This window comes from Aeromonas sp. CU5, assembly GCF_002586745.1.
Lineage (GTDB): Bacteria > Pseudomonadota > Gammaproteobacteria > Enterobacterales > Aeromonadaceae > Aeromonas > Aeromonas sobria.
In genome coordinates this window covers 3,848,523-3,862,347 of record NZ_CP023817.1, presented here as the reverse complement: position 1 = coordinate 3,862,347, position 13,825 = coordinate 3,848,523, and the positions used below count along the sequence as shown (strand labels likewise).

The window sequence follows — 13,825 nt, the reverse complement described above, 5'->3', positions numbered from 1 at the left end:
GGATGCGTGATGAAGTTCGGGCCGACGCCCTGCTGGCGAGCCTGGAACAGGAGAACAAGGGCAGGCTGAAGGTGTTTCTCGGGGCCGCTCCCGGCGTAGGCAAGACCTACGCCATGCTGCAAGCGGTGCGGGAGCAGGCCAAAGAGGAGATCGATATCCTGATCGGCGTGGTGGAAACCCACGGCCGTCAGGAGACCCTGGCCCTGCTCGACAAGCTCGCCATCCAGCCACGCAAGATCCACATGCACCGCCAGCAGCGACTGGAGGAGATGGATCTCGACGGCCTGCTCGCCCGCAAACCGGCCATCGCCGTGGTGGATGAGCTGGCCCACAGCAACGCTCCCGGCAGCCGCCACGAGAAGCGCTGGCAGGATGTGGAGGAGCTGCTGAACGCTGGCATTGACGTCTACACCACCCTCAACGTGCAGCATCTTGAGAGTCTCAACGATCTGGTGTGGCAACTGACCGGGGTCAGAGTGAAAGAGACCTTGCCCGACCAAGTGCTGCTTGAAGCTGACAGTATTATCCTGATCGACCTCCCCCCCAAAGAGCTGCTCGACCGCCTGCGGGAGGGGAAGGTCTATGTGCCCCATCAGGCCAAGGCAGCGCTGCAATCCTTCTTCTCCCTCAACAACCTCACCGCATTGCGGGAGCTGGCGATGCAGACCGCCGCCAGCCATGTGGAGGGCGATCTGCAGCTGCAGTGGCAGGCGGCAGGCAAGACCACCTTGCCGCTGCGGGGCAAGCTGATGGTCTGCCTCGGCGATCAGCACGGTTCGGCACTGGTGCGCTATGGCCACCGCTTTGCCCAGCGTCGCCAACTGCCCTGGCTGGTGGTGCATATAGACAGCAATGGCCGCCGCTCTGCCGACGTGGAGCAGGCGCTGGCGCTCGCCTCCCACCTCGGCGCCAAGGTGCTGACCCTCTCCAGCCCGGCGGTCGCCAACACCCTGTTGGAGACCGCCGAACAGCAGCAGGTCTCCCAGCTGCTGCTCGGCAAACCCCACAAGGCGCCGTGGCGCCGCTCGCTGGTGCAACACCTGCTCAAGCAGGCGCAGGGGCTCGAAATCACTCTGGTCGATACCGAGAAACACAAGCCCAAAGTGGGGATGCACGCCCCGACGCCGAAGGATATCCACCACAGCCTGCTGGCGGTGGTGATCATGGGCATCACCTCAGCCGCCGCCTGGGGGCTCTCCTACTGGCTGCCGCCCGCCGCTCTGCCGCTGCTGTTCGTACTGGGGGTGCTGGCGACCGCCCTCACCACCAGTCTGGTGCCCGCGACGCTGGCGGCGGTGCTGGGCTTTATCGCCCACAATCTGCTCTTTACCGCCCCCTACTTCTCCCTGAGCGTCGCCAACCACAGCGACCTGCTCACCCTGTTTGTGCTGCTTATCGTCGGCATGACGGCGGGACGGCTCGCCTCCCGCCAGCGGCAACAGCTGATCGGCCTGCGCGAGACCCAGCAGCTGGGCAATGCATTGCTCTCCCTCAGTCAGGGGCTGGCCACTGCCAGCAGCCCGGAGGAGGTGCTCAGACAAGGCGCCCAGGCCATTTCGCTGGCGCTCGGTCAGCCGACCGTGGTGATCGACAAAGAGTTCAACGATCGGCTCGGCAACGAGAAGCACAGACCTGGGCAAACCGATAAGGCGGCCATCGACTGGTGTCTGGCCCAGAAGCAGAGCGCCGGTGCCCATACCGCGACCCTCAATGCCGCCGAGGCCCAGTATCACCACCTCAGCGACGATCTGGTGATCGGCATCAACCTCAGCAATCCGCTCTCCTCCTCCGCCGAACACCAGTTACAGGCGCTGCTCACCGACATTCGTGCGGCACTGGCGCGGATCGATCTCAACGAACGGCTGGCCGACAGCCAGCTGCAGGCCGAGACCGATCGGATGCGGGCGGCCCTGCTCTCCTCGGTCTCCCACGATTTGAAGACCCCGCTGGCCACCATCATGGGGGCTGGCAGTACCCTGCTGGAATATGGTGACCGGATCCCAGCCGATGATCGCAACGAACTGCTCCATTCGGTGCAGGAGGAGGCGCGCCGCCTCCACAGCTACGTGCAGAATCTGCTGGATATGACCCGCATCGGCTCCCCCGACTTCCAGCTGAAACGGGACTGGGTCGATCTGGCGGATCTGGTGGAGAGCGCCCGCAAGCGGCTCGACTCCTCCTGGCGCCAGCACAAGCTACTGATCCATTTCGATCAGCATGTGCCTCAACTCTATGTGCACGGCGCCCTGATCGAGCAGGTGCTGGTCAATATCCTCGACAACGCCTCCCGCTACTCACCGGCTGGCACCCCCATCGAGTTCAAGGTGATGCTGGCCGAGCCCGATCTCATCATCGACATCATCGATATCGGGGTCGGTATCGCCGAGTCGGATCGGGAGAAGATCTTCAATCTCTTCTACACCCAGCCGGTGGGCGATTGCGGCAGCCGTGGCACCGGGCTTGGCCTCGCCATTTCCCGCGCTATGATAGAGGCCCACGGCGGCAAGATTTGGGCCTTCTCCGGCCCCAATGGCAACGGCACCTGCATGCGCATCTCCCTGCCGCTAGCCCTCAATTCACCGGAGGTCTGATGGCTGACCGCCCGATCGGGAGCACACTCCTGTCACTCAGCCCCTCCCACCATTCGCCTCTGGAGGTTCGATGGCGCACATTCTGGTCATAGATGATGAAGCGGCGATCCGTCGCTTTCTGCGGATCAGCCTGATTGCCGAGGGGCATCAGGTGAGTGAGGCGGTAGGGGTCAATGAAGGGCTGGAGCAGTATCGCCACCTCAACCCCGACCTGGTGATCCTCGATCTCGGCCTGCCGGACGGCGATGGCATTCAGGTGTTGCAGGCCATTCGCGAGCACCACCCCAATCCGGTGCTGGTGCTGTCGGCCCGCGATTCGGAGCAGGAGAAGGTGCGGCTGCTGGATGCGGGAGCCAACGACTACATGAGCAAGCCGTTCGGCATCGGCGAGATGATGGCCCGCATCCGCGTGCTCTTGCGCCAGCGGGCCGGCGTCAGCAGCGGCGAGCGACGCCACTTCCCTCAATGCGGCCTGACGCTGGATATCAGCAGCCACAAGGTGACCATGAAGGAGGAGGAGATCCCCCTCTCCCGCAAGGAGTTCGCCCTGCTGCAGGCGCTGGTGTGCCACCCCGGCAAGCTGGTGATGCAGACCCAGCTGCTCAACGACATCTGGGGACCGAGCCACAAGGAGGACACCCACTACCTGCGCATCGTCATCGCCAGCCTGCGCAAAAAGCTAGGGGATAACCCCCAGCAACCGACGCTTATCGAGACCGAATCTGGTATCGGCTACCGCTTTGTCGGCAACTGATGTTTCACGTGGAACGACGCCCGCAGCAAATCAGTGCCAATAGACCGCAGCCACTGAGCAACAGGCCGAGATCCTGCAATCCGGCCGCCACCGCCAACCCCAGACTGAGCAGCAGGTAGTAGCCAAGCCCGAACAGGGCGCCAGCACTGCCTGCCACTTCGCGATAGGCCAACAGCGCCTGGCTCAGCACATTGGGGATCGCCACCCCATAGGCCACCACAATCCCCATCATGGGCAACAGGAACCAGAGGTTGGTCTGACTCGCCCAGACCAGCAGCCCGGCAACCAGCGCCAGAACGCAAGCCAGCCTGACCAGAGAGGACGGCAGCCACCCTCTCCCCAGCAGATGCTTGTTGAGCAGGCTGCCGAGCAGGGTCGCCAGCGCCAACAAGATCCCCGAGTAACCAAACTCGCTGGTGCTCAATCCCAATCCGGAAAACAGGAAGGGGGCCAGACTGTAGTAGCCAAACAGCATGGTGTTGAACAGCGCGACCAGCACGGCACTGCGCCAGAGCCCGCCATCCTTCATCATCCGGCACGCCAGCGGCCAAAGCGGGACTCGCTGGGTGGTGGCCGGGCGGGTTTCCGGCAGTTGCCAGCAGGCCACCAGTAGCAAGCCAACCGCCAGCACCAGCAAACCACTGAACACCCCGAGATAGCCAAACCAGCTCGCCAGCTGGCCGCCACTGAGCAGCCCCAGCACCGGGCTGAGTGAGAGTGCTATGCCCATCACCGAGAAGACCCGCGCCAGATCGCTACTCTGATAGCTGTCGCGCAGCATGGTCTGGGTCACCACGGATCCCACCGCGGCACCAAAGGCCGAGATAACCCGGGCCAGCAACAGGGTTTCAAACTGATCAGCCAGCAGTGCCAGCAGGGTGCCGACGCCATAGGTGAGCAGACCTGCCAGCATGGCGGGGCGCCGCCCGATCAGATCGCAGAGCCGTCCCCAGCAGACCACCCCCACCGCAAACGCCAGAAAATAGACCGACAGGGTCTGGGATGCCTGCCCCTCGCTCACCTGAAACTGGCTGGCGATGTGGGTCAGCACCGGGCTGTAGATAGTCTCCACGATCTGGGGAAACATCATCAATCCCACCACCAGCCAGAGCGGTGGCAACTTGTTGTTCATGACAAACCTCCTTCATAAGAGGTCGCCATTCTAGAGAGATGCCGATTGTCCGATTACAATAAGCAGGACTATAAACATCAAAAATCGGACATATGGCCTTTATTCTTCCCGATCACCCTTTTGACCCCGACCAGCTGACGGGCAGCGTGATCGGCATTGCTTCCGCCCTCGGCTGGCACGACTCGGGTTTGCATCAGCATCAGCGCCATCAGCTGCTGTTCGCCCAATCTGGCTGCATGACCATGGAGCTGGAAGGTCGGGTCTGCCTGCTGCCGCCCACCCGCGCCGCCTGGCTGCCAGCAGGCACTTCCCACCGGATCTTGATGCGCGGTGTCGTTGCCTACCGATCCCTCTACTTCCAGCCGCACCCCGAGTTGCCCAGCACGGTGGAGGTGCTGGCGGTCAATCCGCTGCTGCACGAACTAATCGAACGGATGGCGATCTGGCAGTGGGATAAACCGCAAGAGCAGCAGCAACGGACGGTAGGACTGTTTATGGAGGAGTTGGGGCTGGCGCCACGGGAGTCGTGGCAGTTGCCGCTGCCGACCGATCCCAGACTGAGCGACTGGCTACAGCAGTTGAAACGGGGAGATGCCCTGCCCGATCGGCTCAACCGGCTGGCCGAACGGGTAGGTGCCAGTGACAAGACCATTGGCCGCATCTTCATGCGGGAGACCGGCATGAGCTATCAGGCGTGGCGTCAGCAGTGGCGGCTGTTGCGCGCCATGGAGTTGCTGGCAGAAAGCGAGCCCATCAGCCGGATTGCCGCTGCGCTGGAGTTCTCCAGCGACAGCGCCTTCATCAGCTTCTTCAAACAACATACGGGGCAGACTCCCCTGCGCTATCTCAGCTCTCGGGGTGAGTCGCCACCGCCTGACTCGCCTCCACCACCAGGGTATCCAGCGCCAGCGGCTTGAGGTTGTACAGCGCATCCTGCACCACGGCATGGGATGCCTGTTGCAGCTCGCTCTGTACATCCTGCTCCAGCTGGGCACTCTCCTGCTCGGGCCGCGGGTTCTCGTTGGCCATCACGTTCAGGCTCAGGGCACTCACAATCAGGGTGGCGATCAGGCTTTTCATCTGGTTTGCTCCGGTATGGTTGAGATGACCAGATAGCTATTCCAATTGTTGTGCCACTCTTCACAAATCACATAACATGATGATTTTGTTTAAATTCACCATCTTTCGATACCAAATTGAGTCGCAAAATGCATCCTGCTCGGTCATTTTTAAACCAACAGTTGGTACTTTTAACCACGCTTAATTTTTGCACCATGTTCCACGTGGAACGTCCCGTTATTTTGATCGACACCCGCTTTTAAACTGAGCTATGGTGCTACATCTTCGTAACTGACTCTGGATCTGTCACCGAATGGAATTTTCCTTGTTCGGCGAGAAGTTCACTCGCCACGCCGGTATTACCCAACTCATGGATGACCTCAATCAGGGGCTGACCAATCCGGACGCCATCATGCTGGGGGGCGGCAATCCTGCCCCCATCCCCGCCATGCTGGAACGCTTTCAGGCCGAGGCCAAGAGCCTGCTCGACAACGGCGAGCTGGTCAAAGCGATGGCCAACTACGACGGCCCCCAGGGCAAAGACAGGTTCACCAAGGCGCTGGCCGCCCTGCTCAGCAAGGAGCTGGGATGGGATATCACGTCCCGCAATATCGCCCTGACCAACGGCAGCCAGAATGCCTTTTTCTATCTGTTCAACCTGCTGGCCGGCGAATTTGCCGATGGCCGCAAGAAGAAGGTGCTGTTCCCGCTCGCTCCCGAATACATCGGCTATGCCGACTCGGCGCTGGCGGACGACTACTTCGTGGCCTACAAGCCCACCATCGAGAAACTGCCTGATGGCCAGTTCAAATACCACGTGGATTTCGAGAGCCTGCAGGTGGGTGACGACATCGGGGTGATCTGTGTCTCTCGCCCGACCAACCCCACCGGTAATGTGCTGACCGACGAAGAGATCGAACACCTCGATCAGATCGCCCGCGACAAGGGCATTCCGCTGCTGATCGACAACGCCTACGGCGTCCCCTTCCCGGGCATCATCTTCAGCGAAGCCAAACCGTTCTGGAACGCCAACACTATCCTCTGCATGAGCCTCTCCAAGCTGGGATTGCCGGGCACCCGCTGCGGCATCGTCATCGCCGACGAGAAGATCATTCAGGCCATCACCAACCTGAGCGGCATCATCAATCTGGCGCCGGGCAGTCTGGGACCCGCCATCACCATCCCGATGATCGAGAGCGGCGATATCATCACTCTCAGCGAACAGGTGGTGAAACCCTTCTATCAGCAAAAGGCCGAGCTGGCGGTACAACTGCTGCGCGAAGCGATCCCCGACCCGCGCTTCCATATCCACAAGCCGGAAGGTGCTCTCTTCCTCTGGCTCTGGTTTGAAGGCTTGCCGATCCACTGTCAGGAACTCTATGAGCGACTGAAGGCGAAGAACCTGCTGATCGTGCCGGGGCACTACTTCTTCCCCGGCATCGATGACCCCGAGTGGCGCCACACTCAGGAGTGCATCCGCCTCAACTACTCCCAGAGCGAGGAGCTGGTGCGCCGCGGCATCGCCATTCTGGCCGACGAGATAAACGCCCTCTACGCTGGTTAATCCAATCCGGCGATACAAAAACAACAAAGGCCTGCAGATGCAGGCCTTTGTTGTTTATCGCGATCCGGTTTGCTTAACCGGGCAACGCCAGTTGCTCGGGTTTACCGATGGGGATAGCGCGGGGCTTGAGCGCCTCCGGCAGTTCGCGGGCCAGATCGATGGTCAGCAGACCATGCTCCAGCTTGGCGCCCTGCACCTCCACATGCTGGCTCAGCTTGAAGGCGAGCTCGAAGTCACGCTCGGCAATCCCCTGATGGAGGAACTGACGCTCACCGGCCGCGGCCTTGCGCCCCTTCACCTTAAGGGTGCCGTTTTCGGTCTCCAGCTCCAGCTCTTCGCGCTCGAAGCCAGCCACGGCGACTGTGATGCGATAGCCATCCTGATCGCGCTTTTCAATGTTGTACGGGGGGTAAGCGGCGGTCTTCTGCTCGAACAGACCTTCCAGCTCACGGGCCATCCGCTCGAAGCCGACGGCGTTGGAATAGAGATGAGAAAAATCGAGGTTACGCATAATCCTATCCTTCTAATAAGCAACAGGTTCAACTCTCCACAGGCCCGTCATCGGCACCCGGGAAATTTTAAAATCACAGTGAATTCAGGCTATCAGCCGTTGATCTCAATCTTGCGCGGCTTCATCGCCTCGGGGACTTCACGCACCAGCTCGATGTGCAGCAAGCCGTTTTTCAGGTCGGCCCCTTTCACCCGCACATAGTCGGCCAGCTGGAAGCGGCGCTCGAAACCACGTTCGGCGATCCCCTGATAGAGATAGTTGCGCCCGGTGTCGGCCTGCTTGTTGCCCTTCACCGTCAGCAGATTTTCCTGGAAGCTCAGCTCCAGCTCTTCCTGGGTAAAACCCGCCACCGCCATGCTGATGCGGTAGTCGCTGTCACCCAGCTGCTCGATGTTGTAGGGGGGATAACCGGCATTGCCATTGCTGGCCGCAGATTCAATGAGATTGGCCAGACGATCGAAACCAATGGCAGAACGATAGAGCGGAGAAAAGTCGATAGAACGCATAGTATTACCCTCTTGTGAGCGATAACGGATTGTTTGCCCTCCTTATGGACGGGCGCCTGGTCGAAACCTCTGTCGAGCGTTCCGGCCTTGTTACCTATATAGGGGCTCACTTTTTCCTTTCAAGGGGATTTTTTCAAATTTTTTAAATGGTCGCACTTATCACCCTATTGGCCCAATAGTGATGATAATCGACCCGTGGGCCACTGATGGCAACTCGCTCCGCACCCCATAATTGGTTGCATATCCACCAGCCAACATGGAGCCACCCCATGAAAATTACCCAGGTTCGCAACGCCACCCTGCTGCTCGACTATGCCGGCACCCGCTTTCTGATAGATCCCATGCTCTCGGCCAAGGGAGCCTTCCCCGGCTTTGAGGGCACCGCCAACAGCCAGCTGCGCAATCCGCTGGTCGAGCTGCCGCTATCGATCGATGAGCTGGTCGATGTGGATGCCGTTATCGTCACCCACGATCATCCTGACCACTGGGATGACGCCGCCAGAGCCCTGATCCCCAAGCATCTGCCGCTCTTGGTACAACATCAGAAAGATGCCGATGCCATTCGTGCCAGTGGTTTTGAGGATGTGCGCCTGCTGAGCGAACAGCCCGAATTTGCCGGCATTCGCCTGCAGCAGACCAGTGGTCAGCATGGCAACGATCAGCTGATGGCGGTGCTGGGCGAGCGCATGGGAGAGGTGTGCGGCGTGGTCTTCTCCCACCCCGATGAACAGAGCCTCTATCTGGCCGGTGATACCATCTGGCATCCCCGGGTCGAGCAAGCCCTGCAACAGCATCAGCCCGAGGTCGTCATCCTCAACTGCGGCGATGCACAGGTGCCCGGGCTCGGTTCCATCATCATGGGCAAGGAAGATGTCGCCGCCGTTTATCAGGCCGCACCGCAAGCCACGCTGATCGCCAGTCATATGGAGGCGGTCAACCACGCCCTGCTGTCACGCCAGGAGCTACGCGACTATCTGACGGAACGGGGCATGGTGGATCGGGTACAGGTGCCACAAGATGGCGAGGCGATATCGCTGTGATCCACAAGAGGGCCATGCCAGACATGGCCCTTCGGCTTTCACTGCCGAACGCTTATGATGAGAGTCCTGCGCGCAGAGAGGAGCCAACATAATGCCCACCCCGATCGTTGCCGTGGTGACCTTCGATCACTTCAGCCCTTTTCACTGCGCCGTCCCCTGCCTCATCTTCGGCGATATCCTGCCGGGCCAGCCGCTGTTCGAGCTCAAGATCTGCTGCGGTGATGGCAACCATCATTCACGCTCGGCTCAAGGCTTCACCATTCAGGCTCCCCATGGGCTGGAGGTGCTGGCCGAGGCGGAGATCATCATTATTCCCTTCTGGCACGACCCGGCTGCACGACCACCCGCAGCGCTGCTCGATGCCCTGATTGCCGCCAGAGCCAGAGGTGCCCGACTGGTCGGACTCTGTCTCGGCACCTATGTGCTCGCCTACGCCGGACTGCTCAGTGGTCGCAAGGCTTCCACCCACTGGGAGTACGAACAGGATTTCTGCCGCCGCTTTCCCTGCGTGCAGCTCGATACCAACGCCCTCTATGTGGATGACGAAGGGCTGGTCACCTCGGCAGGCACCGCCGCCGGACTGGACTGCTGCCTCTATCTGGTACGCCAGTACCACGGCTCAGCCATCGCCAACAAGGTGGCGCGGCGGCTGGTGATCCCACCCCACCGGGAAGGGGGTCAGGCCCAATTCATCGAGCAGCCGGTGCCCGCCTCCACCCGCGATGCCCGGATGAACCAGTTGCTCGACCACCTGCGAGCCCATCTGGCAGAGCCTCACACCCTGGACACTCTGGCAGATCACACCCTGATGAGTCGACGCACCTTTACCCGCCGTTTTCATCAGGCAACCGGCCTCTCGGTGGGTGAATGGCTGCTGGCGGAGCGGCTCAGGCGCAGTCAGGAGCTGCTGGAGGTAAGCGGCCATTCCATCGATCGCATTGCCGAGCTGGTTGGCTTCAAGAGTGCCACCTCCCTGCGCAATCACTTCCGTGCCCGCTTTGCCATCTCCCCCAGCGAGTGGCGACGCTCTTTTCGTGGTAGTCGGGCAACATAATCAGGCTCCACGTTTCACGTGGAACATGCTTTCAATTCCCCCAAAAACAAAAAAGCCGCTCACAAGGAGCGGCTTTTTACTATCTGTCTGACTGCGTCGATTAGACGTCGAGGTTGGCTACGCGCAGGGCGTTGGTCTCGATAAAGTCACGACGGGGCTCAACGGCATCACCCATCAGGGTGGAGAAGAGCTGGTCAGCACCGACGGCGTCGTCGATGGTGACGCGCAGCATGCGACGGGCTTCCGGATCCATGGTGGTTTCCCACAGCTGGTCCGGGTTCATCTCACCCAGCCCTTTATAGCGCTGGATGTAGATGCCGCGCTTGCCTTCGCTCATCAGCCAGTCGACCGCTTCCACGAAGTTGGCAACCGGCTTGACCTTCTCGCCGCGCTTGATAAAACCACCATCCTCAATCAGGTTGGCGATCTCTTTACCCAGCGAAACCAGTTGACGGTACTCGGAAGATTGCAGGAATTCGTAGCTGATCGGGTATTCACGATCAACACCGTGCTGACGTACCACGGCGTGCGGCACGAACAGACTGCGCTCTTCGTCGCGGCGAACCTGGATCTGGTACTGGATACCGTGATTGCTCTCGTTGAGCACGGCTTCCATGCTCTGGCACCAGGCCAGCAGATCGCTCTCGTTGGCCAGCAGTGCTTCGTGCAACTCAGGCTGATAAATCAGCTGGGTCAGTACGGCAATCGGGGCACGACGGGACATGCGAGTGATCAGATGAGAGACCGCGCGGTGCTGGTTGACCAGACGCTCCAGCGCCTCGCCACCGATAGCCGGGGCCGACTCGTTGACGTGCAGGGTTGCACCATCAAGCGCCATTGAGGTCTGATACTGCAGCAGCGCATCTTCATCTTTCAGATACTGCTCCTGCTTGCCCTTCTTGACCTTGTAGAGCGGCGGCTGGGCGATAAAGACGTAACCACGCTCGATGATTTCCGGCATCTGGCGATAGAAGAAGGTCAGCAGCAGGGTACGGATGTGAGCACCATCGACGTCCGCATCGGTCATGATGATGATGTTATGGTAGCGCAGCTTGTCCGGGTTGTACTCGTCGCGACCGATACCGCAGCCCAGTGCGGTGATCAGGGTGCCCACCTCTTGCGAGGAGATCATCTTGTCGAAACGGGCCTTCTCTACGTTCAGGATCTTGCCCTTGAGCGGCAGGATGGCCTGGTTTTTACGGTTGCGACCCTGCTTGGCGGAACCGCCAGCAGAGTCTCCTTCCACTATGTAGAGTTCGGAAAGAGCCGGGTCTTTCTCCTGACAGTCAGCCAGTTTGCCGGGCAGGCCAGCGATATCCAGCGCACCTTTGCGGCGAGTAAGTTCGCGAGCCTTGCGGGCCGCTTCACGGGCACGGGCCGCATCGATGATCTTGTTGACCACGATCTTGGCATCGCTCGGGTTTTCCAGCAGAAATTCACCCAGTTTCTCGCCCATCGCCTGCTCAACTGCAGTCTTCACTTCGGACGAAACCAGCTTGTCCTTGGTCTGGGAGGAGAACTTGGGGTCCGGCACCTTGACGGAGATAACGGCAATCAGACCTTCACGTACGTCGTCGCCACTGGCGGCAGACTTGGCCTTCTTGCTGTAGTCCTCTTTGTCCATATAGGTGTTCAGAGTACGGGTCAGCGCGGTACGGAAGCCCACCAGGTGAGTACCACCATCCCGCTGCGGAATGTTGTTGGTGAAGCAGTAGACCCCTTCCTGATAGGCGTCGTTCCACTGCATCGCCACTTCCACGCCAATACCATCGTGCTCGGTGGTGAAGTGAAATACCTTCGGATGGATCGGGGTCTTGTTCTGGTTCAGGTATTCAACGAACGCCTTGATGCCGCCCTCGTAGCAGAAATGCACCTCACGGCCATCACGCTCGTCATGCAGACGAATGGAGACACCGGAGTTGAGGAAGGAGAGCTCACGCAGGCGCTTGGCCAGGATTTCGTAGTGATACAGGGTATCGGTAAAGATGGTCGGGCTCGGCCAGAAGCGTACCTCGGTACCCGTACCTGAGCTGTCACCGATCTGCTTGAGTGGCGCCTGCGGCTCACCCAGGTGATAGGTCTGCTCGTAAACATGACCGTTACGACGAATGGTCAGCAACAGCTTGTCAGAGAGGGCGTTAACCACGGAGATACCCACACCGTGCAGGCCACCGGATACTTTATAAGAGTTGTCATCGAACTTACCGCCAGCGTGCAGCACGGTCATGATAACTTCGGCGGCGGAACGGCCCTCCTCTTCATGCATGTCTACCGGGATGCCCCGGCCATTGTCACGCACAGAGACAGAACCATCGGAATGGATCTTGACCAAAATATCGGTGCAGTAACCAGCGAGCGCTTCGTCAATGGAGTTATCGACCACTTCGAACACCATGTGGTGCAGACCCGAGCCATCATCCGTATCGCCGATATACATCCCCGGGCGCTTGCGGACCGCATCCAGGCCCTTCAGTACCTTGATATTCGAGGAGTCGTAAGTATTCTCAGTCATAGCTTACTCTCTGCCTTCTCTAACGTTTCGGAGACCTTGCCTTGTTCCACGTGGAACAACTTGCAGTCATTCGCATCCATCATGTCTGCGAGCTGACCGGTGTCGATGGCGGTGATAAACACCTGGGACGCACACTGCTTCAGCCTTGCGGCCAGCAAGCGGCGCTTGTCGACATCCAGTTCAGAGGCAAAATCGTCAATTAAAAAAATACAGCCACGGCTGCTATGTTGATTCAAATAGAGCCCTTGAGCCAAGCGCATGGCGCAGACCAGCAACTTCAGTTGACCCCGGGACAAAATATCTTGAGCGGGCACCCCGCTCGCCTTGAGGCGGACATCGGCCTTCTGTGGCCCGACGCCGGTATAGCCCAGCGCCCGATCCCGCTCAAACCCCGCCTCCAGCAACTCATTGAGGGGAGTATCTTTCTCCCAGCCCCGATAAAAACCGAGACTGATATCGAATTCCGGCAGAAAATCCGCCGTCATCTCCTTGATCAGGGGCGTAATGGCCTGACAATAACTGGCGCGAAACTCGGCCAGTTCACCCCCGAGCCGCACCAGCTCCTGATCCCAGAACGCCAGCTGGCGATACTGGGTGCTCTGGCGCAGCAGCGCATTGCGCTGTTTCAACAGCCGCCGAACTCGTCCCCAGAGGGAAAAAAAGGTCGGTTCCTGATGGAAGACGCCCCAATCGAGCCAGGCACGACGGGCTTGAGGCCCGCCAGTCAGCAGGTTGAAGCCATCGGGATGGATCAACTGCACCGGCAACAACTCGGCAAGGTCGGCCAGACGTTGCGCCTGAGTACCGGCAATCTTGAGTTGGGTCTCGCCACTCTTGTCCTTGGCAAGGCCAATGGGAACCTGACGCCCCTCCAGTTCGCACTGGGCAAACAGGGTGAAGGCTCGCTCCCCCTGACGGATAACCCGTCCGGTCAAATGAGTGCGAAAGGAACGCCCCAAGCCAAGGTAGTGGATAGCTTCCAGCACGCTGGTCTTGCCGCTGCCATTGCGCCCGACCAGTATATTGAGGCCGGGCGACAGCTTGAGACTGGCTTGCTGGATATTGCGAAAGTCGCTGAGCTGGAGTTTGACCAGAGACACGA

General features: G+C 59.9%; 12 protein-coding genes. 6 read left to right on the top strand and 6 right to left on the bottom strand.

Annotated features, from left to right (window positions below; genetic code table 11):
* Positions 1–2 precede the first annotated feature (2 nt).
* Together CK911_RS17365 and CK911_RS17360 are read left to right on the top strand one after the other, a co-directional pair.
* Positions 3–2,591: a sensor histidine kinase KdpD gene (locus tag CK911_RS17365; RefSeq protein WP_098971513.1), complete on the top strand. Its 2,589-nt coding sequence runs from the start codon at positions 3–5 to the stop codon at positions 2,589–2,591.
* Positions 2,592–2,661: 70 nt separating this feature from the next.
* Positions 2,662–3,345: a response regulator gene (locus CK911_RS17360; RefSeq protein WP_042022976.1), complete on the top strand. Its 684-nt coding sequence runs from the start codon at positions 2,662–2,664 to the stop codon at positions 3,343–3,345.
* 4 nt (positions 3,346–3,349) lie between these two features.
* Here the strand turns inward: CK911_RS17360 and CK911_RS17355 are convergent, their stop codons facing one another.
* A complete protein-coding gene (locus tag CK911_RS17355) occupies positions 3,350–4,477 on the bottom strand; it encodes a multidrug effflux MFS transporter (protein WP_098971511.1) in 1,128 nt (375 codons plus the stop codon).
* Positions 4,478–4,569: 92 nt separating this feature from the next.
* Here CK911_RS17355 and CK911_RS17350 point away from each other — a divergent pair, with 92 nt between their 5' ends.
* Positions 4,570–5,394 carry a helix-turn-helix domain-containing protein gene (locus CK911_RS17350; RefSeq protein WP_098971509.1) on the top strand — a complete coding sequence of 275 codons (825 nt, stop codon included), beginning with the start codon at positions 4,570–4,572 and terminating at the stop codon, positions 5,392–5,394.
* Here the strand turns inward: CK911_RS17350 and CK911_RS17345 are convergent.
* Positions 5,324–5,557, bottom strand: coding sequence for a hypothetical protein (locus CK911_RS17345; protein ID WP_098971507.1), 234 nt, complete (start codon positions 5,555–5,557; stop codon positions 5,324–5,326). The genes CK911_RS17350 and CK911_RS17345 overlap by 71 nt on opposite strands.
* A gap of 292 nt (positions 5,558–5,849) precedes the next feature.
* On the opposite strand from CK911_RS17345, the gene CK911_RS17340 reads away from it, so the two are divergent.
* On the top strand, positions 5,850–7,100 hold the full coding sequence (locus tag CK911_RS17340; RefSeq protein WP_098971505.1) for a valine--pyruvate transaminase: 1,251 nt from the start codon (positions 5,850–5,852) through the stop codon (positions 7,098–7,100).
* Between the two features lie 73 nt (positions 7,101–7,173).
* On the opposite strand, the gene CK911_RS17335 is transcribed toward CK911_RS17340, so the two are convergent.
* Together CK911_RS17335 and CK911_RS17330 are read right to left on the bottom strand one after the other, a co-directional pair.
* The gene (locus CK911_RS17335) at positions 7,174–7,611 is read right to left on the bottom strand and encodes an Hsp20 family protein (RefSeq protein WP_098971503.1); all 438 of its coding nucleotides are present in this window, start codon (positions 7,609–7,611) and stop codon (positions 7,174–7,176) included.
* A gap of 92 nt (positions 7,612–7,703) precedes the next feature.
* A complete protein-coding gene (locus CK911_RS17330; RefSeq protein ID WP_040098225.1) occupies positions 7,704–8,117 on the bottom strand; it encodes an Hsp20 family protein in 414 nt (137 codons plus the stop codon).
* Between the two features lie 269 nt (positions 8,118–8,386).
* Between CK911_RS17330 and CK911_RS17325 the strand changes: the two genes are divergently transcribed.
* Positions 8,387–9,157: an MBL fold metallo-hydrolase gene (locus CK911_RS17325; RefSeq protein WP_098971501.1), complete on the top strand. Its 771-nt coding sequence runs from the start codon at positions 8,387–8,389 to the stop codon at positions 9,155–9,157.
* Between the two features lie 91 nt (positions 9,158–9,248).
* The gene (locus tag CK911_RS17320; protein WP_098971499.1) at positions 9,249–10,211 is read left to right on the top strand and encodes a helix-turn-helix domain-containing protein; all 963 of its coding nucleotides are present in this window, start codon (positions 9,249–9,251) and stop codon (positions 10,209–10,211) included.
* Between the two features lie 100 nt (positions 10,212–10,311).
* Here the strand turns inward: CK911_RS17320 and gyrB are convergent, their stop codons facing one another.
* Positions 10,312–12,723, bottom strand: coding sequence for a DNA topoisomerase (ATP-hydrolyzing) subunit B (gene gyrB / locus CK911_RS17315; protein ID WP_098971497.1), 2,412 nt, complete (start codon positions 12,721–12,723; stop codon positions 10,312–10,314).
* Entirely contained in the window at positions 12,720–13,823 is a 1,104-nt protein-coding gene (recF, locus tag CK911_RS17310; RefSeq protein WP_042022967.1) for a DNA replication/repair protein RecF, read from the bottom strand. Before recF ends, gyrB begins: the two co-directional genes overlap by 4 nt.
* Between the last annotated feature and the right edge of the window lie 2 nt (positions 13,824–13,825).

Bases quoted from the DNA above. Each gene is read 5' to 3' on its own strand.
- CK911_RS17365 (WP_098971513.1), top strand. From the start codon at position 3: ATGCGTGATGAAGTTCGGGCCGACGCCCTGCTGGCGAGCCTGGAACAG.
- CK911_RS17360 (WP_042022976.1), top strand. From the start codon at position 2,662: ATGGCGCACATTCTGGTCATAGATGATGAAGCGGCGATCCGTCGCTTT.
- CK911_RS17355 (WP_098971511.1), bottom strand. From the start codon at position 4,477: ATGAACAACAAGTTGCCACCGCTCTGGCTGGTGGTGGGATTGATGATG.
- CK911_RS17350 (WP_098971509.1), top strand. From the start codon at position 4,570: ATGGCCTTTATTCTTCCCGATCACCCTTTTGACCCCGACCAGCTGACG.
- CK911_RS17345 (WP_098971507.1), bottom strand. From the start codon at position 5,557: ATGAAAAGCCTGATCGCCACCCTGATTGTGAGTGCCCTGAGCCTGAAC.
- CK911_RS17340 (WP_098971505.1), top strand. From the start codon at position 5,850: ATGGAATTTTCCTTGTTCGGCGAGAAGTTCACTCGCCACGCCGGTATT.
- CK911_RS17335 (WP_098971503.1), bottom strand. From the start codon at position 7,611: ATGCGTAACCTCGATTTTTCTCATCTCTATTCCAACGCCGTCGGCTTC.
- CK911_RS17330 (WP_040098225.1), bottom strand. From the start codon at position 8,117: ATGCGTTCTATCGACTTTTCTCCGCTCTATCGTTCTGCCATTGGTTTC.
- CK911_RS17325 (WP_098971501.1), top strand. From the start codon at position 8,387: ATGAAAATTACCCAGGTTCGCAACGCCACCCTGCTGCTCGACTATGCC.
- CK911_RS17320 (WP_098971499.1), top strand. From the start codon at position 9,249: ATGCCCACCCCGATCGTTGCCGTGGTGACCTTCGATCACTTCAGCCCT.
- gyrB (WP_098971497.1), bottom strand. From the start codon at position 12,723: ATGACTGAGAATACTTACGACTCCTCGAATATCAAGGTACTGAAGGGC.